The organism is Amycolatopsis roodepoortensis, from assembly GCF_014873915.1.
Taxonomy (GTDB): domain Bacteria; phylum Actinomycetota; class Actinomycetes; order Mycobacteriales; family Pseudonocardiaceae; genus Amycolatopsis; species Amycolatopsis roodepoortensis.
The window spans coordinates 163,765-184,205 of the sequence record NZ_JADBEJ010000005.1 but is presented as its reverse complement, the minus strand read 5'-3'; the positions used below and the strand labels follow the sequence as shown (position 1 = coordinate 184,205).

General features: G+C 70.1%; 21 protein-coding genes. 12 read left to right on the top strand and 9 right to left on the bottom strand.

Going from position 1 to position 20,441, the window contains the following annotated elements:
- Positions 1-33 precede the first annotated feature (33 nt).
- Together H4W30_RS20275 and H4W30_RS44535 are read left to right on the top strand one after the other, a co-directional pair.
- Complete coding sequence (locus H4W30_RS20275; RefSeq protein ID WP_192744311.1) at positions 34-939, top strand: NADP-dependent oxidoreductase; 906 nt, start codon at positions 34-36, stop codon at positions 937-939.
- Positions 940-1,205: 266 nt separating this feature from the next.
- A complete protein-coding gene (locus H4W30_RS44535) occupies positions 1,206-1,811 on the top strand; it encodes a GNAT family N-acetyltransferase (protein WP_192744310.1) in 606 nt (201 codons plus the stop codon).
- A gap of 9 nt (positions 1,812-1,820) precedes the next feature.
- Here H4W30_RS44535 and H4W30_RS20265 read toward each other — a convergent pair whose 3' ends face one another.
- Together H4W30_RS20265 and H4W30_RS20260 are read right to left on the bottom strand one after the other, a co-directional pair.
- The gene (locus tag H4W30_RS20265) at positions 1,821-3,467 is read right to left on the bottom strand and encodes a WXG100 family type VII secretion target (protein WP_192744309.1); all 1,647 of its coding nucleotides are present in this window, start codon (positions 3,465-3,467) and stop codon (positions 1,821-1,823) included.
- Between the two features lie 99 nt (positions 3,468-3,566).
- Entirely contained in the window at positions 3,567-4,346 is a 780-nt protein-coding gene (locus tag H4W30_RS20260; RefSeq protein WP_192744308.1) for an SDR family NAD(P)-dependent oxidoreductase, read from the bottom strand.
- An 85-nt stretch (positions 4,347-4,431) separates the two neighbouring features.
- Between H4W30_RS20260 and H4W30_RS20255 the strand changes: the two genes are divergently transcribed.
- Entirely contained in the window at positions 4,432-5,268 is an 837-nt protein-coding gene (locus H4W30_RS20255; RefSeq protein ID WP_192744307.1) for a helix-turn-helix transcriptional regulator, read from the top strand.
- Here the strand turns inward: H4W30_RS20255 and H4W30_RS20250 are convergent.
- Complete coding sequence (locus H4W30_RS20250; protein ID WP_192744306.1) at positions 5,218-6,450, bottom strand: helix-turn-helix domain-containing protein; 1,233 nt, start codon at positions 6,448-6,450, stop codon at positions 5,218-5,220. The two genes, H4W30_RS20255 and H4W30_RS20250, sit on opposite strands and share 51 nt — an antisense overlap.
- Positions 6,451-6,560: 110 nt before the next feature.
- On the opposite strand from H4W30_RS20250, the gene H4W30_RS20245 reads away from it, so the two are divergent.
- Positions 6,561-7,427, top strand: coding sequence for an SGNH/GDSL hydrolase family protein (locus H4W30_RS20245; RefSeq protein WP_318780631.1), 867 nt, complete (start codon positions 6,561-6,563; stop codon positions 7,425-7,427).
- A gap of 170 nt (positions 7,428-7,597) precedes the next feature.
- Here the strand turns inward: H4W30_RS20245 and H4W30_RS20240 are convergent, their stop codons facing one another.
- Positions 7,598-8,779, bottom strand: coding sequence for a S8 family peptidase (locus H4W30_RS20240; RefSeq protein WP_318780630.1), 1,182 nt, complete (start codon positions 8,777-8,779; stop codon positions 7,598-7,600).
- 262 nt (positions 8,780-9,041) lie between these two features.
- Between H4W30_RS20240 and H4W30_RS20235 the strand changes: the two genes are divergently transcribed.
- Positions 9,042-9,845: a pentapeptide repeat-containing protein gene (locus H4W30_RS20235; RefSeq protein ID WP_192744305.1), complete on the top strand. Its 804-nt coding sequence runs from the start codon at positions 9,042-9,044 to the stop codon at positions 9,843-9,845.
- 5 nt (positions 9,846-9,850) lie between these two features.
- On the opposite strand, the gene H4W30_RS20230 is transcribed toward H4W30_RS20235, so the two are convergent.
- Positions 9,851-10,489 (bottom strand): SDR family NAD(P)-dependent oxidoreductase, encoded by a 639-nt coding sequence (locus H4W30_RS20230; protein ID WP_192744304.1) that lies wholly within the window; start codon positions 10,487-10,489, stop codon positions 9,851-9,853.
- A 115-nt stretch (positions 10,490-10,604) separates the two neighbouring features.
- Between H4W30_RS20230 and H4W30_RS20225 the strand changes: the two genes are divergently transcribed.
- The gene (locus H4W30_RS20225; RefSeq protein ID WP_192744303.1) at positions 10,605-11,558 is read left to right on the top strand and encodes a helix-turn-helix transcriptional regulator; all 954 of its coding nucleotides are present in this window, start codon (positions 10,605-10,607) and stop codon (positions 11,556-11,558) included.
- Here the strand turns inward: H4W30_RS20225 and H4W30_RS20220 are convergent.
- The gene (locus H4W30_RS20220) at positions 11,537-12,475 is read right to left on the bottom strand and encodes an AraC family transcriptional regulator (RefSeq protein ID WP_192744302.1); all 939 of its coding nucleotides are present in this window, start codon (positions 12,473-12,475) and stop codon (positions 11,537-11,539) included. The two genes, H4W30_RS20225 and H4W30_RS20220, sit on opposite strands and share 22 nt — an antisense overlap.
- An 80-nt stretch (positions 12,476-12,555) precedes the next feature.
- Here H4W30_RS20220 and H4W30_RS20215 point away from each other — a divergent pair, with 80 nt between their 5' ends.
- Both H4W30_RS20215 and H4W30_RS20210 read left to right on the top strand, forming a co-directional pair.
- A complete protein-coding gene (locus H4W30_RS20215; RefSeq protein ID WP_192744301.1) occupies positions 12,556-13,383 on the top strand; it encodes a Rossmann-fold NAD(P)-binding domain-containing protein in 828 nt (275 codons plus the stop codon).
- 32 nt (positions 13,384-13,415) lie between these two features.
- Entirely contained in the window at positions 13,416-13,907 is a 492-nt protein-coding gene (locus H4W30_RS20210) for an anthrone oxygenase family protein (protein ID WP_192744300.1), read from the top strand.
- A gap of 6 nt (positions 13,908-13,913) precedes the next feature.
- Here H4W30_RS20210 and H4W30_RS20205 read toward each other — a convergent pair whose 3' ends face one another.
- From H4W30_RS20205 to H4W30_RS20195, 3 genes are all read right to left on the bottom strand, one after another.
- On the bottom strand, positions 13,914-14,687 hold the full coding sequence (locus tag H4W30_RS20205; protein ID WP_192744299.1) for an alpha/beta fold hydrolase: 774 nt from the start codon (positions 14,685-14,687) through the stop codon (positions 13,914-13,916).
- Between the two features lie 72 nt (positions 14,688-14,759).
- Positions 14,760-15,986, bottom strand: coding sequence for an RNA polymerase sigma factor (locus tag H4W30_RS20200; RefSeq protein ID WP_192744298.1), 1,227 nt, complete (start codon positions 15,984-15,986; stop codon positions 14,760-14,762).
- Entirely contained in the window at positions 15,983-17,116 is a 1,134-nt protein-coding gene (locus tag H4W30_RS20195) for a glycosyltransferase (protein WP_192744297.1), read from the bottom strand. Before H4W30_RS20195 ends, H4W30_RS20200 begins: the two co-directional genes overlap by 4 nt.
- Positions 17,117-17,190: 74 nt before the next feature.
- Between H4W30_RS20195 and H4W30_RS20190 the strand changes: the two genes are divergently transcribed.
- The 4 genes from H4W30_RS20190 to H4W30_RS20175 are packed head-to-tail and all read left to right on the top strand — an operon-like array spanning position 17,191 to position 20,436.
- A complete protein-coding gene (locus H4W30_RS20190; protein ID WP_192744296.1) occupies positions 17,191-18,216 on the top strand; it encodes a coiled-coil domain-containing protein in 1,026 nt (341 codons plus the stop codon).
- A 12-nt stretch (positions 18,217-18,228) separates the two neighbouring features.
- Entirely contained in the window at positions 18,229-18,516 is a 288-nt protein-coding gene (locus H4W30_RS20185) for a hypothetical protein (RefSeq protein ID WP_192744295.1), read from the top strand.
- Positions 18,513-19,913, top strand: a complete 1,401-nt coding sequence (locus H4W30_RS20180) for a WXG100 family type VII secretion target (RefSeq protein ID WP_192744294.1) — start codon at positions 18,513-18,515, stop codon at positions 19,911-19,913. Before H4W30_RS20185 ends, H4W30_RS20180 begins: the two co-directional genes overlap by 4 nt.
- The gene (locus tag H4W30_RS20175) at positions 19,897-20,436 is read left to right on the top strand and encodes a hypothetical protein (RefSeq protein ID WP_192744293.1); all 540 of its coding nucleotides are present in this window, start codon (positions 19,897-19,899) and stop codon (positions 20,434-20,436) included. Before H4W30_RS20180 ends, H4W30_RS20175 begins: the two co-directional genes overlap by 17 nt.
- The last annotated feature ends 5 nt before the right edge of the window (positions 20,437-20,441 follow it).

The window sequence follows — 20,441 nt, the reverse complement described above, 5'->3', positions numbered from 1 at the left end:
TTCGTCTCGTCAGACGTCCCTACGGTCGAGAACATGAAAGCCGCACGGATTCATCAGCACGGAGACCCGGCCGTCATCCGCATCGAGGAGATCGCACGACCCGTCCCCGCGGCGGGCGAGGTACTGATCGAGGTCGCCGCCACCTCCTTCAATCCGACCGAGGTGGCCCTGCGCTCCGGCGCACTCCGCGACCTGGTGCCCGTCACCCTGCCGCTCACCCTGGGCTGGGATGTCGCCGGCACGATCGTCGAACTCGGTGAGGGAGTGCGCACGCACGCGGTCGGGGACCAGGTCATCGGCTGGATCGACGGCGCGGCCGCGGAGTTCGCGGTGGCAGACGCCGCGGCGCTGGTCACCGCGCCCACCGCCATCCCTCTCGCCGACGCGGCCGCCCTGCCGCTCGCCGGGTTGACAGCGTGGCAGGCGGTCGAGCGCGCACGCCTCGTCCCGGGCGAACGGCTTCTGGTCAACGGCGCGGGCGGCGGCATCGGCGGCTTCGTCGTCCAACTCGCGAAGCGCGCCGGCGCGCACGTGGCCGCCACCGCCAGTCCGCGCAGCAGGCAAGCGGTCCTACGGCACGGCGCGGACCTGATCGTCGACTACACCACCTCGTCGCTCGGGGACGCGCTCGAAGGTCAGGTCGATGTCGTCCTGAATCTCGTCGGTCTCGACGAGCCGCGGAGCGCGGCGCTGGCCGCGCTCGTCCGGCCCGGTGGCCGGATCGTCTCGGTCACCAACGAGTTCGAGACGCCGATCGCCGAGCGTGTCGTCGCCCGTAACGACCCTGCCCAGCTCGCCGAACTGGTGGCCTTGGTCGACAACGGCACGCTCACCGTCGAGGTCGCGGAACGGCACCGGCTCACCGACCTCGCCTCCCTGCACCGCAGAAGCGAAGCGGGTGACATTCGGGGCAAGGTCGTCGTTCTACCAGTGCCCTGACCAGGCAAAACGCTCTCAGATCGCCGCTGGGCGCCTATTTCGGACCGCCTGGTGTCTCCGGATGGTGCATTTCGCCCTCTCTTCGAGGGGCACTCAGTCATAAGGGGCATTATCACGGTGTGTCCGTTCTGCGTTGGTTTCGCGCGTTGCTTGCGCGAAACCAGTTACACGTACCGCGTTAACGAGCAAAACGGACAGATTCTCGGCGCTCGGGCGACCGGTCAAATGCGTTGCCAAGGGGGCGGCCTCGTGGTCAAGATCGCCCGGTGACCACGCCGCTCCAGAACACCGCTTCCGTACGCCCCATCACCGACGCCGATGTCCCCACCGCTGTCGACACCCTCGCGCGCGCCTTCGCCGACTACCCCTTCACCAGGCACGTGATCGCCGCGGACGGGCATGAGGACCGGATCAGGCGGGCTCAGGAGCTGTGCCTGACCCGGATCGGCATGGTGTACGGCCGCGTCTGGGTCGCCGACGGAGGCCGCGCCGTGGCTGTGTGGAGCGTTCCGGGCCAGGACCGCTCGCCGGCGTTCGCCGAAGTGGGGCCGATGCTCAGCGAACTCAGCGGCGATCGGGCGGCCGCGGCCGAGGCCGCGGAGGCGGCCCTAGCCCCGCACCGATCCAAGACGCCGGGATGGTTCCTGGACGCCGTGGGAACCGCTCCCGACGCCCAAGGGCAAGGCCTCGGGAGCGCGGTGCTGATGCCCGGTATCCAGGAGGCCGAGCGCACTGGTCATCCGGCGTTCCTGGATACGTGCGGCGAGGCGAACCTGCGCTTCTACCAGCGCCTCGGCTTCGAGGTCACGGCCGAGGTCCGGCTTCCCGGCAACGGTCCCCTCACGTGGTGCATGCGCAGGGATCCGCGCTGAGAATCGGGGCTAGGGGAGGACGTTGCCGAGCTTGTTCAGCCCTTCGCGGATCCCGTCCTCGATGCGCCGGTATGTGTCCGCGCCCGTGACCAGGCTGTCGGCGATGCCGCCGACCGTGTCGACGCCCGCCGTGAGCCGATCCCCGGCGGCGCTGATGCGCTTGGTCAGCGTGTCGCTGAAAGCGGCGGCGGCCGGAACCTCGCCGAGCAGGTGCGACACCAGTTGCAGCCGCGACATCGCGCCCGCCGCCGTGCTCAACGTCGACGTCGCCCCGTCCAGGACGCCCGCCGCGCCGACCAGCGAATCGGGATCGGTTTCGTATCCGGCGTCGCCGGGGGAGAGCGCGCCGTCCGGGTCGAGGCCCAGCTCCTCCAGGGAGATCCTGGTCAGCTCGGGCTCGTCCCACTTCGAACCCGGGTTCTTCTGGTAGCCGTAGGCGCCGGATTCGTGCGCCAGCACGATCTCGCCGTCGATTTCGACGGCCTCCTCGACACCGTGCGAGTCGTAGCCGTCTTCGTTGCCCGGCTCGCCGCCCCGCAGCTCGATCTCCTCGCGATCGTTGAAGTCGTACCACTCCGGGGTCCGGTCCTGCCGGTAGAACTTGCCGCTGTGCCCATCGGACGAGGAGAAGATGAACTCGTCGTCGCGGACCACGACACCCTGGACGTTGTTCGGTGTCTCGATCGGATCTCCGGCCTTGTCCGGCTGGGGTGAGCCGTCCGGGCCGAGCGGGACTTCGTAGAGCCGGTTGTTCCCGTAGTCGCCCACGAAGAGCTTGCCCTGGGCGTAGGTGACGTAGCTGTGGGCGGGCGTCGGGACCACGTCGACGGCGTCGACCGGTTTGCCGCTGTCCTGCGCGGCGTCGAGTGCGGCCTTGTCGTAGACGTACACGTAGCCGTTGGACGACACCCAGACGTGCTCACCGTCCGTCGCGACACCGCCGGTGTGGGTGGGCGCGCCGACGTCGCCGTTGCCGTTGAGGTAGACGTTCCCCGTCTCGACGCCGGTCTCGTAGTCGACGTAGGTCAGCCGGCTCGGGGTCAGTCCTGGCCCGATCGGGCTGTCGCCGGAGCCGTCCCCGTCGCCGTCGTGGTACGAGCCCACCAGCAGGTTCTCGCCGTCGTAGGCCAAGCCCTGGGAGGTCCACGGCTCCCCGGGATCGACGCCGCTGATGTCGGCGTTGCCCTCGCTGTCCCAGCCCTCGCCGCCGCCGTCGGTCGTGGCCGCCAGCGCGGTGAGCCTGCTTTCGTAGGTCTGCTGGGCCACGGTCAGCGCCCGGATGGTCTTCATCGCGATTTCCGGCGCTTCGAGCAGGTCGCTCAGGCCAAGTTCGCGCCAGGGCTTGATGGCGGCGTCGGCCGACGTCCGCAGCGCGGAGTACGCCTTCGCGGCGCCCTTGACGGCCGCCTCCGCGGTCTGGAGTTCGCCGTACACCTCGGCGACGACCCGCGAGGACGCTTTCGCCTTGCCGACGAACTCGGCGGCCGCCGTGCCACGCCAGGACCGTGCAGCCCGCAGCGCGCCGTCGGAGATCCCGTTCGCGACGGTCTGCAACGACGTCTTGGCGTCGGCGATGGAGGCGCCGACCTCGGCGATACCCGCCGCGTCGCCCGAGGTGAGCTTGGCGTAGAGCGGTTCGGGATCCAGGAACGGCATCGGCTTCTCCTCGGGCAACCCCTGGTCAGGGTGGGTCGTGCGCGTTCAGACGCCGCCACGTGGACACCGGTTCCCCCGCATCACCCACCCCGTTGCCAGTCAGGCCAGCATGCCGCCGTCCACCCGCAGGACCGTGCCGGTCACGTACGAGGCGCGGTCGCTCAGCAACCACGCGGCCGCCTCGGCGATCTCCCGGGGTTCGGCCATCCGGCCCAACGGGGTATTCGCGTTGAGCCGGTCGAGGATGTCCGGCGAGCTCGCGACCCACTCGTTGAACATCTCGGTCAGCGTCGTGCCGGGGGCGACGGCGTTGATGCGGATGCCTTCCGGGCCGTAGGTGGTGGCCGCCGAGGCGGTGAGGCTGTTGACGCCGCGTTTCATCGCCCCGTACGCAGGGAGTTCCGGGTTGGACATCAGGCTGCCGACGCTGGTGTTGTTGACGATGGCCCCGGTCTTCGCCGTGGCCCGGATCGCCTCGATCTCGGCGACCATCGCCAGCCACGGACCCTTGAGGTTCACCGCGTAAATGTGGTCGAAATCGGCCTCGGTCACCTGGTCCATCGGGCCGGGCGGCACGTTCGTCGCGCCGTTGTTGAACGCGACGTCGAGCCTGCCGTGCAGGTCCACGGCACGGCCGACGGCCGCGCGGACGCTCGACGCGTCGCCGAGGTCGCACACCACGTGGTCCGCGACGCCGCCGTCCGCGCGGATCTCTTCGGCCACGGTCTTCAGCTGGGACTCGGTGCGGGCGGCGAGGACGACACGGGCGCCTTCCCTGGCGAACAGCCGTGCGGCGGCGGCGCCGATACCGCGACCGGCACCGGTGATGAAGGCGACCTTGCCGTCGAGCAGGCCCGGAACAGTCGTTGTAGTGGTCATGGCACCGAGAGTTCCGCCGCCGTCAGCGCGTATCCAGGCACCGGCGGTACCTGGCTGACGTCCCGGCATCGTCCACACTGGAGTGGTGGACAGACGACAACTCGCGGACTTCCTGCGCACCAGACGCGAGCGGATCACCCCCGCGGACGTCGGCCTCCCTGCCGGGCACCGCCGCCGCACCCCCGGGCTGCGGCGCGAGGAAGTGGCGCAGCTGGCGTTCATCTCGACCGAGTACTACACCCGGCTGGAACAGGCCCGTGGCCCGCGGCCCTCTCGCGAAGTGCTCGCCGGGCTGACCAGAGCACTCCGGTTGTCCGATGTGGAACGCGATCACCTGCACCACCTCGCCGGTGCGCCGCCGGGACCACCGCCCGGCCCGTCCAGGGAGGTCCGGCCGAGCATTCTCGCGCTGTTGCACCGGCTTCCGCAGGCGGCGGCGATCGTGCTGTCGGCGACCTACGACGTACTCGCCTGGAACGACCTCGCCGCCGCGTTGATGGAGGACTTCTCCGCCCTGCCACCACGGGACCGCAACCTGGTGCGCCGCGCCTTCCTCGGGCAGCGGCTTTACGGGGTGTCCGATGTGGACGAGTTCTCCGCGAGCGCGGTCCGCAATCTCCGGGCCGCCGCGGGCCGCTATCCCGACGATCCCGAGGTCGCCGGGCTGATCCGGGAACTCCTCGACGGCAGCGAGGAATTCGCCCGGCTGTGGGCCGCGCACGACGTGTGCGCCTCGCCCGCCCCGTGCAAGACCTTCCGGCATCCGGTGGTCGGCCCGGTCAGCGTGAACTGCGACGTCCTCGACATCACCGACCGCGACCAGCAGGTCGTGATCTACACCGCCGACCCCGGAACGCCGTCGGAGAACGCGTTACGCCTGCTGTCCGTCGTCGGGACGCAGCGGATGGACGCCCCGCTCTGACCGCTTTGTAGGTTCCCTCGATACCAGCGGATCGATCCTCAGCGCGATCGCCAGCGCGAACCGCCCGGCGGGATCGTCGATCGTGCCGCCGAAGAGCGTCCGCAGCTGCCGGATCCGGTACCGGACGGTCTGGACGTGGACGTGCAGTTCGACACCGATCGCCTGCGGCTGGTCCGGCCGCGCGAGCCACGCCGCGAGGGTCGTGGTGAGCCGTTGCCTCGCCGGTTCCGGCAGTCCGGCCAGCGGCGCGAGGACGTCCTTCGCGAACTCGGCGGCGAGTTCGGGATCGGTGGTCAGCAGCAGATCGATGCGGTGGTCGACGGTGTGGACCAGCGGACTGTCGCCGAGCGCGCCGGTGCGGGTCAGCCGCCACAGCGCGCTCGCCCGGCGGGCGCTGAGCGCGGCCGAGCGAAGCGGCACGACCGGGCCGACCCCGGCCTGGTCGCCCCCGAGCAGGTCCCGCAAGCGGCCGAGGTACCACTCGAGCCGGTCGGCGGGCATGACCACCGCGGTCAGGTCGTGGTGACGGCCGATCAGCACTCGCCCCGGCATCCGGTCGAGCAGCTGCGGCGCGACATCGGCGCTGGTGACGGCGATGACGAGCCGGCCGGGCAGTACCCACGCGGCCTGGTTCGCCGCGTCGTCGAGCTGGTCGCGGGTGGCGGCCGGTTCGGCGAGCAGGAGACCGAGGAGCCGGTCGCGCCGTGCCTGTCCTGCCCGTGCCGCCTGCGAGCGTGCTTCGGCGTATCCGTCGGCGGCCGCCGCGGAGAGTTCCGCGATGAAGGCGAACAGCGCTTCACCGAGTTCGACGATCGCCTTGGTCGGCAGGTCCACCGCCGGCGCCGCCGAAGTGAGCTGCCGCCAGACACCCAGCGCCGCCGATTGGTAGAAGCCGAGCATCTCTTCGAGGCTGCGGCCGGCGGTGTGCTGGGCCCGCCCCTGCGCCCGGTAGACCTCCCGGTCGGTGGTGATGTCGGGATGCCCGATCTCGCTGAAGAAGGCGTGCAGGGCGACGTCGAGGGTGACCTGGAGGTTCGCGGCCGTCCGGCCGTCCAGCGGGGTCCGCAGCCCGGCGCGGACCTGGTCCATCGCGGCGGACGCGATCGCGTCGGTGTCCGGCTCCAGCCGCGTCAGCACCGAAGCGTCCAGCCTGCGCCAGGGCTGCGCCGACGCCTTCGTCATAGAGGAAACCTACAAAACCCCGATCAAGAACGCGCGCCTCCGTTCTAGTGGTTCTCCCCGGCTCGGCGGACGCTGATCGCGGCATTCGACGACGCATGCAGGAGGCGGCAGTGACACGCTGGGGAAGACTCGCCCGGATCGCCGCGGTGGCGGGCACCGCACTGACCCTCGTCGGCATCGGGACACCGGCCCTCGCCACGGCGGAACGGCAGGTGTACGTCGCGATGGGCGACTCGTTCTCGGCGGGCTCGGTGGTCCTGCCGCAGTCCGATCTGCTCACCTGCGCCCGGTCGGCGATCAACTACGCCGGACTGCTCGCGAAGCAGCTCGACGTCGACGAACTGCGCGACGTCACCTGCGGCGCGGCGACCACGTCGCATTTCAGCAACCCGCAGAAGGGCATCGTCTCCGGCACCAACCCGCCGCAGTACGACGCGCTCTCGGCCGACACGACACTGGTGACCGTCGGGATCGGCGGCAACGACGTGGGCCTGGTCGGGCTGGCGACGTCGTGCGTGAACCTGCTCCCGGTGGGTGCCTCGTGCAAGGCGGCCAACACCGCCGGCGGGGTGGACAAGTACGCCACCAGGATCGACGCGTTCGCCGCGACCTACGGCACGGTCATCGACCAGATCCGCCAGCGCGCGCCGCACGCGGAGATCGTCATGGTGGGCTACCCGACCGGGATCAAGCCGGGTGGGTGCTGGCCGCTCGTCCCGGTGCTGCCGCAGGACGCCGACTACATCCAGGCCAACATCGACCGGCTCAACACGCGGATGGCCGAGCAGTCCGCCGCGCACGGGGCGAAGTACGTCGACATCCGGACGCCGAGCATCGGTCACGACGCCTGCCAGCCGATCGGCGTCAAGTGGATCGAGGGACTGATCCCTTCGGTGGTGAACAACAGCTTCGCCCCGTTGCACCCGAACGCGGCCGGGCTCGCCGCCGTGGTGCCGAGCATCCGGAAGGTGCTGTAAGCGCAACGCCTCCCACGGACCTCGTGATCGCCACACCAGTAGTCACGGCAGGTGCGCGTGAAGGACCCCTTCCCTCGGCTCAGCCGAGGAAACTCGACCTTCACACCTTGCCCAGTACGTGAAGGACCCCTTCCTTGCGCCAGGCGCAAGGAAGGGGTCCTTCACGTACTTCAGGCGGTCGGCGCCCAGTACAGGAGCCGGTTCGGGGAACCGGAGCCCGGGTTGGTCACCTTGCCGGGGGTCGCCGCGTTGATCAGCGCGGTGGCCACCTGCGCGGGCGTGGCGCTCTTGTTGTTCTGCAGGAACCGGGCCGCGACGCCGACCACGTGCGGGGTCGCCATCGACGTGCCGCTGATGGTCCTCGTCGCGGTGTCGTTGGTGTTCCACGCCGAGGTGATGTTCGTGCCCGGCGCGAAGATGTCCACGACGCTGCCGTAGTTGGAGAAGCTGGAGCGCGCATCGGTCTCGGTGGCCGAGCCGACGGTGATCGCCTGGGTCACGCGGGCGGGGGAGAAGCCCGAGGCGTTCGAGTTGGAATTCCCGGCGGCCACGCCGTAGGTGACGCCCGCGGCGATCGACCGGCGGACGGCGTCGTCGAGCGTGCTGGAGGCGCCGCCGCCGAGGCTCATGTTGGCCGCGGCCGGTTTGACGTGGTTCTTGGTGACCCAGTCGATACCCGCGATGACCCCGGCGGTGGTGCCACTGCCGGAGTTGTTGAGCACGCGGACGCCGTAGACCGTCGCGCCCTTGGCGATGCCGTACTGCGATCCGGCGATGGTGCCGGCGACGTGGGTGCCGTGGCCGTTGCCGTCCTGGGCGACGGCGTCGTTGTCGACGAAGTCGTAGCCGTTGCGGGCGCGGCCGCCGAAGGTCTGGTGGCTGATCCGCACGCCGGTGTCGATGACGTAGACGTTCACGCCCGCGCCGGTGCTGGTGTAGCTGTACTTCTTGTCCAGCGGCAGATTGCGCTGGTCGACGCGGTCGAGACCCCAGGACGGCGGGTTGGTCTGGGTCGCGTCCGCGCGGACCACCTGGTTCTGCTCGACGGACGCCACCGACGGGTCGGCGGCGAGCCGCTTGGCCTGCCGCTCCGACAGCGTCGCGGAAAAGCCCTTGAGCGAGCTGCTGTAGACCTGCTCCACCTTCGCGCCGAAGCGGTTCGCCAGCGCGCCCACGACGCCGGTGTCCTTCAGCGTGACGATGTAGCTGTTCGGGATCGCTTCGGCGGATCCGGCGGCGAGGATCCGTCCTTCGGCGGCTTGGGCGGGAGCAGCGGTCACGCTGATCGCCACGGCGACCGCGCTCACCATTCCGGCACGCGACAGCCAACGCGCTTGTCTCGTCTCTCGCATGTGTTCGTCCTGTCGTTCGCAGGGGACCGGCCGGTCAGGACCACAGCGGCGGAAAGGCGGTCCGGCACGACCGCATGGGACGGCACCTGCCGGATCCCACGAAAATCGAGGCTATTGAGCGGCCGAGATGTCCGATATCGACTGAACGGGGCAGCACCCGACCTTCGTCTGGCGGCCATTGGCGGCGGGTGCCCTGCACGGAAAGTGCTCTCCGTACCCTGTGGCTGGAACACCTTGCCGAACCTCTGGAGTCCGAACCACCGTGCCAGCCCTTTCCAGCCTGCGAGCCGACTGCGAGAACTGCTTCGGCCTGTGCTGTGTCGTTCCGGCCTTCGCGGCGTCGGCCGATTTCGCGATCACCAAACCGGCCGGGCAGGCCTGCCCGAACCTGCGCGAGGATTCCCGGTGCGGCATCCACGACAAGCTCCGCAAGAAGGGCTTCACCGGCTGCACGGTCTATGACTGCTTCGGCGCGGGCCAAAAGGTCTCCCAGGTCACCTTCGACGGCGAGGACTGGCGGAAGGCCCCGAAGACGGCGAAGTCGATGTTCGCGGTCTTCCCGGTCATGCGGGATCTGCAGGAACTGCTCTACTACCTCACCGAGGCCGCGTCACTGCCGACGTCCGCGCCGATCCGCGACGACCTCGCCGAGATGATCGACCGGACCGAGCGGATGACACTGGACACGCCCGGCGTGCTGAGGAAGCTGGACGTTCCCACGCATCGGGCGGCGGTGAACGGGCTGCTGGTCCGCGCCAGCGAACTCGCCCGCGCCGAGGTGCCGGGCAAGAAGAAGGACCGGCGCGGCGCGGACCTCATCGGCGCGAAGCTCAAGGGCGCGAACCTGCGCGGCGCGCTGCTGCGCGGCGCCTTGCTGATCGGCGCGGACCTGCGGGGAGCCGATCTCCGGCAGGCCGACGTCACCGGCGCGGACCTGCGGGACGCCGACGTCCGCGGCACGGACTTCCGCGACGCGCTCTTCCTCATCCAGTCCCAGCTGGACGCGGCGAAGGGCGACGCGACGACGAAGCTGCCGGAGTCGCTCACCCACCCGGCGCACTGGTAGCCGTTCTATCCTTTGTGGACGATTTCCTGCTGCCAGGCGTCCCGTGGCTGGGTGTGCAGCCGCCAGTAGTGCTCGGCGATGTCGTCGGGGTCGAACGCGGTCCCTTTCGCGACGGGACCGGCGACGGTCACCGTGGCGACGTGCACTCCCGAAGGACCGAATTGTGTGTCCAGCAGGGAAACCAGCGCCCGCACACCGGCCTTGCCGAGTGAGAGACTCGTGTAGGCGGGTACGGCTTCAGGCATCCCGCCGGTCACGATGATGGTGCCTGAACCGCGTTCGGCCATCCCCGGCGCGACATGGGCCGCGGTGGTGATGGCTCCGACGACGTTGACCGACCACGCCACGAGATGCCGTTCGACGGAAAGCTCCCCGGGGGCGTCGGCCTGGATGATCGCCGCGTTGTAGACCACGACGTCGGGTTCGCCGTGCTCGCACGCGGCGGTGTCGAGAGCGGACCTGAGGGACTTTTCGTCGGTGACGTCGGCGGTGAGGGCCAGCGCGGCGCCGATCTCGGCGGCCAGCGGGGCGAGCGTCGCCGAGGTGCGGGCGATGAGGGTGACCGGTAGCCCTTCCCGCGCGAACCGGTGCGCGACCGAGCGGCCGATACCCGGCCCCGCGCCGATGATCACTGCGCCTGCCATGTGCTTCTCCTTCTGAACGGGATGCGGTGACCGTAGGGGCTGACATCGATGTGAAGGTCAAGTCCGGGCCGCAAAGTGTTCACCGGGTGAGCGGTTTGCCTGCGAGACTGGGCGCATGCGTGCCGATCGCCTGGTGGCCACCCTCCTGCTGATGCAGGCTCGTGGCCGCGTCACGGCTGCCGAACTGGCCGAAGAACTCGAGATCTCGGTCGCCACCGCCCGGCGTGACCTGGAGGCGTTGTCCGCCGCGGGCGTGCCGGTGTACCCGCAGCCCGGCCGTGGCGGTGGATGGTCGCTGGTCGGCGGCGCGCGGACCGACCTCAGCGGACTGTCGGCGTCGGAGGCGCAGGCGCTGTTCCTGCTCGCGGGCCCCGCCGCGTCGATCTCGCCCGAGGTCAAATCGGCGCTGCGGAAGCTGGTCCGGGCCCTCCCCGACACCTTCCGCGCCGACGCGCAGGCCGCCGCGGACGCGGTCGTCATCGACCCTTCGCGCTGGGGTGAGCGCGAGAAGGAACGGCCCGAGCTGCTCGACGTGCTGCAGGCCGGGATCGTCCGGCGCCGCAAGGTCCGCTTCGGCTACGCGAAGAAGGGCGCGCAACCGGTCGAGCGGGTCGTGGATCCGTGGGGGCTCGTGGACAAGGACGACGTCTGGTACCTCATCGCGGGCACTGAGAAGGGCCAGCGCACCTTCCGGGTCGACCGCATGTCCGGCGCCGAGGTCACCGACCTCCCGGCCGGTCGCCCGGACGACTTCGAGCTGTCGAGGGCGTGGGAGCAGGTCGTGGACCGGGTCGAGGAACGCCGTTCGGGGCTGGACGCGACCGTGCTCATCTCAGAGCGGCATCTGCCGATCCTCCAGGACCACTTCGGACGGCAGTCCACTGTGGAGGAGAAGCTCGACGACGGCCGCGTGCGGGTGACGGTGTCGGCGCCGGTGGCGTGGATGATCGCCCAGCAGCTCGCGGGCTGGGGCTCGATGATCGAAGTGCTGGGACCGCCGTCGGTCCAGGCGGAACTCGCACGGATCGGCGCCGAGCTGGTCGAGCGTTACGCGACGCCGGCGCGGTAGCCCTGCGGGCTGACGCCGTGTTCGCGTTTGAACGCGGTGCTGAGCGCGAACGAACTGCCGTAGCCGACCTGGCGAGCGACCGCGCCGATCGTGACGTCCGGATGCTGGCGCAGGAGATCCGCGGCGAGCGCGATCCGCCAGCTCGCGAGGTACGCCATCGGCGGTTCGCCCACCGCGGCGGTGAACCGGCGGGCGAACGCGGCACGGGAAACCCCGGTGTCGGCCGCGAGGCTCGCCACGGTCCACGGTTCGGAGGGCTTGTGCTGCAACAGTTTCAGCGCTCGCCCGACGACCGGGTCGCTGTGCGCGCGATACCAGGCGGGCGCTTCGGCGCCGGGCCGGTCGAACCAGGTCCGCAGCGCGGCGACCAGGAGAAGATCGAGCACCCGGTCCAGGACGGCTTCCTGGCCGGGCGTGTCCTTGACGATCTCGGCGGCGAGCAGCGGCACGAGCGGGTTGTCCCATTCCGCGTCCCGCACGACCAGCAGTGACGGCAGCGCGTTGAGGAGCCGTTTGCTGATTTCGCCTTCCAGCGGATAGGTGCCGGTGAGCAGGACGACGGGACCGTCCGGGTCGCTGCCCCAGGTGCGGACGCCGAGATCGGACAGCTCGGTGAGGTGCTGTCCGTCGGGGGTCAGGCATTCCTGTCCCGGCAGGATCATCGCCTGCGGTGGCGTGGCCGGGTCGTCCGCGACGAGGTACGGGTCTGGGCCGCGCGCGATGGCGATGTCGCCGGTGCCGAGGCGGACCGCGTCCCCGTGCTCGGGCACGACCCAGGACTCCCCGCGGACCTGCGCCATCACCGTCAGCGGTGCCTCGTCCTCGATCCGCAGCGACCACGGCGGGGTCATGACCGACTTCAGCAGGAACGCGCCGCGGGCGCGGGGTCCGTCGAGCAGACCGGCGAGGGGATCCATGCTCGGAGTGTAGACGATGAATTATGAAATAGAGCCTCTGAACTATGTTCCGTCTCATTCTTCGGCGCTTGACTAGAGGCATGACAGAGACGAAGAACAACGAGACGGTCCTGGTCCTCGGCGCTACCGGCAAGACGGGGAGCCGGGTGGCGCAGCGCCTGACCGAACGGGGCATCGAGGTCCGCAAGGCGTCGCGGCCCGGGTTCGACTGGAACGACCGCTCGACCTGGCAGGCGGCCGTCACCGGAGTCGGCGCGGCTTACCTGACCTACTACCCCGACCTCGCTTTCCCCGGTGCCGCCGAAGCGATCCGCGACTTCTCGAAGCTGGCCGTCGACCACGGCGTCCGGCGGCTTGTCCTGCTGTCCGGCCGCGGCGAGGAGGAGGCCGTGGTCAGCGAACAGGGAGTGCGGGACTCCGGTGCCGAGTGGACGGTCGTGCGGGCCAGCTGGTTCGCGCAGAACTTCAGCGAGCACTTCCTGCTGGAACCGGTGCTCGCCGGGGAGATCGTGCTGCCCGCCGGGCAGGTGACCGAGCCGTTCATCGACGTCGAGGACATCGTCGACGTCGTGGTGACCGCGCTGACCACCGACGGGCACGACGGCGAGGTGTACGAGCTGACCGGGCCCCGATTGCTGGGTTTCGCGGACGCGGCGGCGGAAATCGGCAAGGCTTCGGGGCGGGAGATCCAGTACGTTCCGGTTTCCCCGGCGGAGTTCGCCGCGGGAGCAGCCGAACAGGGTGTGCCGGAGGAAGAGATCGACGGCCTGACCGACCTGTTCACCCGGGTCCTCGACGGCCGGAACGAATCCCTCACCGGTGACGTCGAGAAGGTGCTGGGCAGGCCCGCGACCGACTTCTCCGTTTACGCCGCGAAAGCCGGGGCCACCGGGGTCTGGAATCAGTGAAACGAGCGGGAATCGGAAGGGAGGCGACAGGAATGGCGACGCTGAGCGAGATCGTCCTGATCGCGGCCGTCATCACGGCGGGGTTGATCGCGGGCTTGTTCTACGCCTACACGTGCTCGGTCATGCCGGGACTGGGCCGGGCCGACGCCCGGACCTACGTGACCGGGATGCGGGAGATCAACATCGCCATCCTCAACGGCTGGTTCGCGATCAGCTTCGGCGGCGCGCCGTTGCTCGCCGCGGCGGCTGCGGCGCTGCACTTCCGGTCGGAGCTGCGGTCCGCGCTGCCGTGGCTCATCGCGGGGTTCGTCCTCCTGCTGGTGATGCTGATCGTGACGATGGCGGTCAACGTGCCGTTGAACAACGCGCTCGAAGCCGGTTTCGCCGGTGACGACACCGACTTCGAGGCGCTGCGGGCGAAGTTCGAGGGTGTTTGGGAACGGTGGAACCTGATCCGGACCTTGGCCGCTATCGGCGGCTTCGGCGCTCTGGTGGGCGGACTGATCGTGCACGTCCGCGCCTGACCGGGGTCAGGCGCGGAGAACCTCCAGGAGCTGTGGTGCGAACGCGGCGGCCTCGGCGGCGAAACCTCCGTGGTCGCCGGGGAAGTAGACCGGTTCCACCCCGAGACGGCCGGCGGCGAGCACCGCGCCCTCGTGGGCGGGCTGGCCGGCCGACTCCTTGCCGACGCCGACGACGATCCGGGTGTCCGACGCCTTCAGCGCCGCGTAGTCCGGGGTGTAGTTCCCGATCATCGTCATCAGGTGGACGATGAAGAACTCGAAGTTCTTCCGCATCTCCGGCGGGAGAGCACCCTCGCCCGCCTCGAAACCGGCATCGGCGAGGAACTTCGCCATCGCCGCCTCGATGCCGTGCTCGCGGTGGATGTTCAGCAGCTCGCCGGGATCGACGTCGGGCTGCTCGTCCAGCAGGCTCGTCAGCGGCGGTTCGTGAACGACGAGCGTCCGGACCCGCCCGGGCTGGCGGACGACGAGCTCGAAAGCCTGCATGCAGCCGCCGCTGGACGCGAAGATCACCGCGGGTTCGGGACTCACACTGTCGAGCAGCCGGAGCGCGTCGTCGGTGTGGACCTCGATCCTCTGCTCCTCGGCGGGATCGTCGAGGGTGCTGCGGGAAATCCCGCGCGGGTCGTAGGTGATCACCGTGTAGTGCTCCGCGAGCAGGCCCGCGATCGGCGCGAACATGCCGGAATCCGCCGCACCACCGGGGATGCACAGCAGTGCCGGACCGGTGCCGGTGACGGTGTGGTGCAGCCGGGCGCCGGGAACGTCGAGAACGGCCATCGGATGACCCCTTCCTTTCGTGACTTGTCGTCCCACCGACGAACGGCGTCGCCGGGGACAGACAACTTGGCGTCAGGAGATTTCGGCGAGTTTGCCAGACAGATAGGCGCGCTCGACGTCGGTACCGGCGAGCGCCAGCGCCTCGCGGTAGGCGCCGGCGGCCTCCTCGAGGCGGCCGAGGCGCCGCAGCAGGTCCGCACGGGTCGCGGGAAGCAGGTGGTAGCCCGGAAGACTGCCGGCGAGCTTGTCGACCAGCACGAGCCCGGCGTCGGGACCTTCGGCCATGGCGACGGCGACCGCGCGGTTCAGCTCGACGACCGGCGAGGGCACGAAACGCAGCAGTTCCCCGTAGAGGGCGGCGATCTGCGACCAGTCGGTCTCGGCCGCGTGGGCCGCGGTCGCGTGGCAGGCGGCGATGGCGGCCTGGATCTGGTACTGCCCGGGGACGCCGCGGCGGAGCGCGGACTCCAGCAGTTCGGTGCCCTCGGCGATCTCGGCGGTGTTCCAGCGGCGGCGGTCCTGGTCTTCGAGCGAGACGAGGGTGCCTTCATCGTCGACGCGCGTGGAACGGCGGGCGTCGTGCAGGAGCAGCAAGGCCAGCAGCCCGAGAACCTCGGGTTCGCCGGGCATCAGGTCCGCGAGGATTCGGGCGAGCCGGATGGCTTCCGCGGACAGGTCCGGCCGGAGCAGATCGGTGCCGGCACTGGCCGAATAGCCCTCGTTGAACAGCAGGTACAGCATCCCCAGTACCGCGGCCGTGCGTTCCGGCAGCAGCTCCGCGGGTGGCACCCGGTACGGGATGCCCGCGGTGCGGATCTTCCGTTTCACCCGGACCAGCCGCTGAGACATCGTCGCCTCGGTGACGAGGAACGCACGGGCGATCTCGGCGGTGGTGAGCCCGGCCAAGGTCCGCAGCGCGAGCGCGATCTGGCCTTCCATCGACAGTGCGGGGTGGCAACAGGTGAAGATCAGCCGGAGCCTGTCGTCGTGGACGCCGCTCTCGTCCCACTCCGGCTCGGCGGGAACGTCCAGCGCGGCCGCTTCCCGCAGTTTCGCCGCACCGACCGCCTCCCGCCGGATCCGGTCGGTGGCCTGGTTGCGGGCCGCCGTGGTCAGCCACGCGCCGGGTTTCGCCGGGACGCCGTCGCGGGGCCAGGTCCGCAACGCGAGTGCGAACGCCTCCTGGACGCATTCCTCGGCCAGATCCCAGTCTCCGGTGACCCGGATCAGGGTGGCGATCACCTGTCCCGACTCCTCGCGGAACGCCCGGGTGATCGCGGCGTCGAGTTCGGTCATCACCGGGGCAGACCCTCCAGGAGCGGGACGATCTTCTCCGGCGGCGGGTACGTGGTGACCTCGTCGCGCAGCCGCGCGGCCGCCTCCCGGTAGGACGGTTCCCTCAGCACCGTGGTCACAGCGTCGCGGATGTCTTCCGGTGTGGCTTCGAGGACGTCGAGGACGGTGCCGAGTCCGAGTTCGGTGACCCGGTCGCCGTTGTGGGGCTGATCGGCGCCCATCGGCAGCACCACCATCGGCAGCCCGTGGGCGATCGCACCCAGCAGACTGCCCGAACCGCCGTGGGTGAGCGCCGCGTCGCAGTACGGGAGGACGTCGTCCTGCGGCAGGTATCTCGTGAGGTGGATGTGCTCCGGCTGAGGGGCGAACTCGGCGGGGTCGATGAGGTTCCCGACGGTCACCACACAGGTCGCGTCGACCTCCCGCAGACCGGCCAGCGCCCGGGCGAACAGGTCACCGGATTCGGTGTTGAAGATCGTGCCGAGGGTGAAGTAGACCGTCTTGCGGCCCTCGACGTACCAGTCCGGCATCGGCCCACGACCGGGAACGGGATCGTGGAACGGCTGCGCGGTCGGCGGCAGCGGAAACCGTGGATCGCGGAAGCTCGCGGGGAACGGTGAGAGCACGAGATGGCGGTAGGCCATTGCGAGATCCCGCTGCGGGGGAAGCCCGTGGGCGGCGCGGACCTCGTTGAGCGCGTCGTCGACGAGTCCGGGACGGATGAGGACGCCCGCCGCGGTGACCAGGACGGTCGCGTGGGGGAGACCGAGTTTCTCGGCCGCGATCATCGCGCCGTGGTCGGCTTCGTCGCAGACCAGCAGATCCGGTGTCCAGTCTTCGCAGAGCGCCAAGACGTCCTTCGCGCGCAGGGGTGCCGTGCGACGGACGAACCCGTCACGAAGGTCGGCGTCCTCGCGGTCCCTGTCGACGGGCAGCAACGGCCGACGACGGCCGTCACTTCCGAGATTCGGCCCCGACGGGAACGCGGTGAATCCCGTCGCTTCGACGATCGGGACCATGAACGGCTCGCCGGTGAACCCGATCGTGTGGCCCGCGTCGGTGAGTGCGCGGGCGAGGGGGAGCAGCGGCCGGAAGTGACCGTTGCCGCCGGCGAAGGTGAGCAGGACACGCATGCGATCGACCCTATCGGCGGTCTTACCGGCGTTGCCTCGCTTTTCGCCCGGGCGGGCAGCGCTACCCTGCTGCGGTGATCGATACGGACGCCGACGAGGTCCGGCTGTGCGCGCTGGAAGGCTGCGAGAATCCCTTGCCCCCGCCCGCGGTGGACGCCGACGGGAAACGCAAGGGCGGCAGGCCCTCGGCCTACTGCAGCAAGACCCACGCCGACGCCGCGTCGCGTGCCCGGCGGGCGGCCGCCGTGGCGAGCGTGGCCGATCCGTTGCTGGAGGTCCGCCGGATCGCCGACGAGTTCACCCCGGCCGCGGCGTCGCTGGTGGAACTGCTGGACGCCATGCGCTCGCGATTCGACACCGCCGCCGAGGCCGCGCTGGGGCGGGTCACCGAAGCCGAAACCGACGCGGCCGCGGCCCGGCGCGAAGCCGAGGACGCGCAGCAGGCCGCGGCCAAGGCCGACACCGCCCGCGCGACCGCCCTGGCCGCGTCCCGCGACGACAAGATGGCCAAGGCCAAAGCGGAACGCACCGCCGAGCAGGCCTTGAAGGACGCCGAGGAGACCCGCCAGCGTTCGTGGGCCGAAGTCGCCGCGCACGAACGGGCCCGTGGCGCCGCGGAAGCCGCGACCGTGGCGGCCGAACGCGCCCGCGACGCGCTGGTCTCCGACCTCCGGACGCTGCGGGAGGACTTCGCCGCCGTCCGAGAGGAGAAGACCCGGTTGGCGGCGGAGCTGGGCGAGCGCGACACGGCACTCGCCCGTGCGGTCGCGGAGCTCGAAGCCCTGCTGGACCGGCTCGACGAGGCGAAGGCCAGGGCGACGGTGTCCGAAAAGGACTGTGCCGCCGCGCGGGAGGAATCGGCCGGGCTCCGGGGCGAGCTCGACCGCGTCCGAGCCGAACTCGCACAGGAGCACACTGCCAGAAGTCTCGCCGAAGCCCGGGCGACGGCGCTGTCCGAAGAACTGGAGCGCGCGCAGGCCCGTGCCGTCGCGGATCAGGCGCGGTACGACGACGTCGTCCGGCAACTGGCCGAGCTCGCCCGTCCTCCGGTCGTCGAAGAATCGCCCAAAACGCCTGTGGAGGCCCCGGAGCTCAAGTAGAGTCCAGCGGCTGTGAGCGGGTACGAGGTCGAGATCGGTCAGCTGCGGAGCGCGGCCAAGGCGGCGGGGTCCGCCGCGGACCAGGCCAGGGCCGTGGAACCGGGCAGTGGCCTGGAAGCGATAGCGACGGCCCTGCCGGGCGGTGAGGCCGCGAAGAACGCGCCCACGCTGGCGTCGACGTTCACCGAGCGCGGGAAAGGGTGGGCCGGCGAGATCGACGGCTGGAGCGACTCGATCACGAAGGCCGCGAACACCTACTCCGAAAACGAGAACTCCGCGAAGGAGGCTTTCGGAGGATGACGATCGGCTACGACGACGTCCGCAAATGGGACGCCGAAGCACTCGACACGGCGGCCACCAACCTGGCCGGCCGGCGGGACAAGCTCATCGGATTGCAGGACGAACTCGACGACGCCCGGAAACTGCCCGACTGGCGCGGCCCGGCCGGTGAGAGCGCGCGCGGTTCGCTGGGCGACACGCGGAACAAGGCCGAGGTCCTGGTCGCGGAACTGTCCGCCGTCGAAACCGCCCTGCAGAACGCGTCGGACGAGGTGACCGCCCTCAAGAGCAGGGTCGCCAACAACGACTCCCTCGCCCACACCTACCAGTTCCGCATCGCCGCCGACGGGGCGCTCGTGGATGACAAGCCCGCCGACCCGCCCCCGAAGTCGCGGTTCGAGGCCGAAGAGTACGCCGAGTCCCGGCGGCACCGCGAAACCATCAAGAAGCAGCTGGAGCAGGAAACCAAGGCGATCCTCACGGCGGCGAACAACATCGACGCCGCCCTCGCCCGCGTGATGCAGCTCGCGCAGGACGGCAAGGTCAGCGACGACGGAGCGACCACCCTCGCGGGAGCCAAGAAGAGCGGGGAGATCGACGCCAAGGTGATCGAGATGGAGCAGTCCCTGCGCGAGGCAGGACTGCTGTCCGGGCCACCCGCGTCCGGGCACTACCGGCAGTGGCTCGAGAACGCCGTACGCCGGGGCGTATCGATCGACACCATCAAGAAGATCGCCGACGAACACGACATCACACCCGAGGACTTCAAGGTCCTCGACGGTATGGAAGAGATCCGCGAGGACGAGGACGGCGACGGGACGTTCAAGTCGTACTTCCTGATGCCGACCGACATCAGCGGGGACGACGCCGCCAAGGCGGTCCGGATGACCTACATCATGAACGCGGGCACCGACTACGGGACCGAAGGCGAGAAGACCGACTTCGCGCCGACGCCGTACGGATCCGAGGAGCTGCGGCGGATCACCGAGCGGCAACGGGAGAACTCCTGGAGCTACGACGACGACGTCGGCTTCGTGCACGGCAACGGCGGGCGGCTGGTGACCACCCCGAACGGCATGATGATGGGCCTCGGCGGGAACCTCATCCAGGACCAGTTCAGCCAGCAGGGCGGCACCGCCTGGGGCGACACGTTCATGCTGAACATCGACGACGCGAAGGATCCGGCGCAGCAACTACGAGAGGTCGCGAAGTCGGGGCACGCCTGGTACGAGGACGACGACGGCGCGTCCCAGGGTTCGCTCGACTTGGACCGGTTGCTGCACCACGAGGAGCGCCACTCCCAGCAATGGGCGCGCGAAGGCTATGCCGGCTTCCTCGCTTCCTACGCGTGGGAGCAGATCACCGGCGGCAACGAAACCGAGGAAGACGCGGGACTCACCGATGGCGGATATCACTAGGCGGGCCTGCGCCGTCTTGCTCGTTGTGGCGGTGACCGCGGCGTGCGACACCAAGGCGCAGTTCGCGCCGTCGCTGCCACCGGAGGCCGGGTTCCGCGTGGACGACGGCGTCCTGAAACTGTGGACCGGCACTCCGTGCGAGGGCGTCACCGGCCTGCGGCTGACGTTCGACTCCGGCACCCAGGCGAGCACCGAGCAGGTGTGGGCCGCGCCCGAGCCGGGGGTGCGGGTCGAGCGCCTGGACCTGCTCGGGGTGTCCTTTCCGGACACCGAGAGCCCGCTCCAGGTGCGGACACCGCTGCCCGCCGGGTACGACTGGACCAAGGCGGGTTCGATCAGCGTCGCCGTCGACGGCCCGAAAGCGAACGGCGCCAAGGCCGACGTCGCCCAGGTGCTGCGGGAATCGGCCCAGCATCCGGCCGGGACCTACCTGTTCGGCCGGAGCGGCTGGCTCGACGCGGCGGGCGTCGAGCGGGAGAACCGGAAGTCGTTCCTGACCGTCTGCACTCCCGACCCGAAGTGACCGAT

What these genes read in the sequence shown, in the direction of transcription:
- H4W30_RS20275 (WP_192744311.1), top strand. Translation starts at nt 34, where the DNA reads ATGAAAGCCGCACGGATTCATCAGCACGGAGACCCGGCCGTCATCCGC.
- H4W30_RS20265 (WP_192744309.1), bottom strand. Translation starts at nt 3,467, where the DNA reads ATGCCGTTCCTGGATCCCGAACCGCTCTACGCCAAGCTCACCTCGGGC.
- H4W30_RS20260 (WP_192744308.1), bottom strand. Translation starts at nt 4,346, where the DNA reads ATGACCACTACAACGACTGTTCCGGGCCTGCTCGACGGCAAGGTCGCC.
- H4W30_RS20250 (WP_192744306.1), bottom strand. Translation starts at nt 6,450, where the DNA reads ATGACGAAGGCGTCGGCGCAGCCCTGGCGCAGGCTGGACGCTTCGGTG.
- H4W30_RS20240 (WP_318780630.1), bottom strand. Translation starts at nt 8,779, where the DNA reads ATGCGAGAGACGAGACAAGCGCGTTGGCTGTCGCGTGCCGGAATGGTG.
- H4W30_RS20230 (WP_192744304.1), bottom strand. Translation starts at nt 10,489, where the DNA reads ATGGCAGGCGCAGTGATCATCGGCGCGGGGCCGGGTATCGGCCGCTCG.
- H4W30_RS20225 (WP_192744303.1), top strand. Translation starts at nt 10,605, where the DNA reads ATGCGTGCCGATCGCCTGGTGGCCACCCTCCTGCTGATGCAGGCTCGT.
- H4W30_RS20220 (WP_192744302.1), bottom strand. Translation starts at nt 12,475, where the DNA reads ATGGATCCCCTCGCCGGTCTGCTCGACGGACCCCGCGCCCGCGGCGCG.
- H4W30_RS20215 (WP_192744301.1), top strand. Translation starts at nt 12,556, where the DNA reads ATGACAGAGACGAAGAACAACGAGACGGTCCTGGTCCTCGGCGCTACC.
- H4W30_RS20210 (WP_192744300.1), top strand. Translation starts at nt 13,416, where the DNA reads ATGGCGACGCTGAGCGAGATCGTCCTGATCGCGGCCGTCATCACGGCG.
- H4W30_RS20205 (WP_192744299.1), bottom strand. Translation starts at nt 14,687, where the DNA reads ATGGCCGTTCTCGACGTTCCCGGCGCCCGGCTGCACCACACCGTCACC.
- H4W30_RS20195 (WP_192744297.1), bottom strand. Translation starts at nt 17,116, where the DNA reads ATGCGTGTCCTGCTCACCTTCGCCGGCGGCAACGGTCACTTCCGGCCG.
- H4W30_RS20180 (WP_192744294.1), top strand. Translation starts at nt 18,513, where the DNA reads ATGACGATCGGCTACGACGACGTCCGCAAATGGGACGCCGAAGCACTC.
- H4W30_RS20175 (WP_192744293.1), top strand. Translation starts at nt 19,897, where the DNA reads ATGGCGGATATCACTAGGCGGGCCTGCGCCGTCTTGCTCGTTGTGGCG.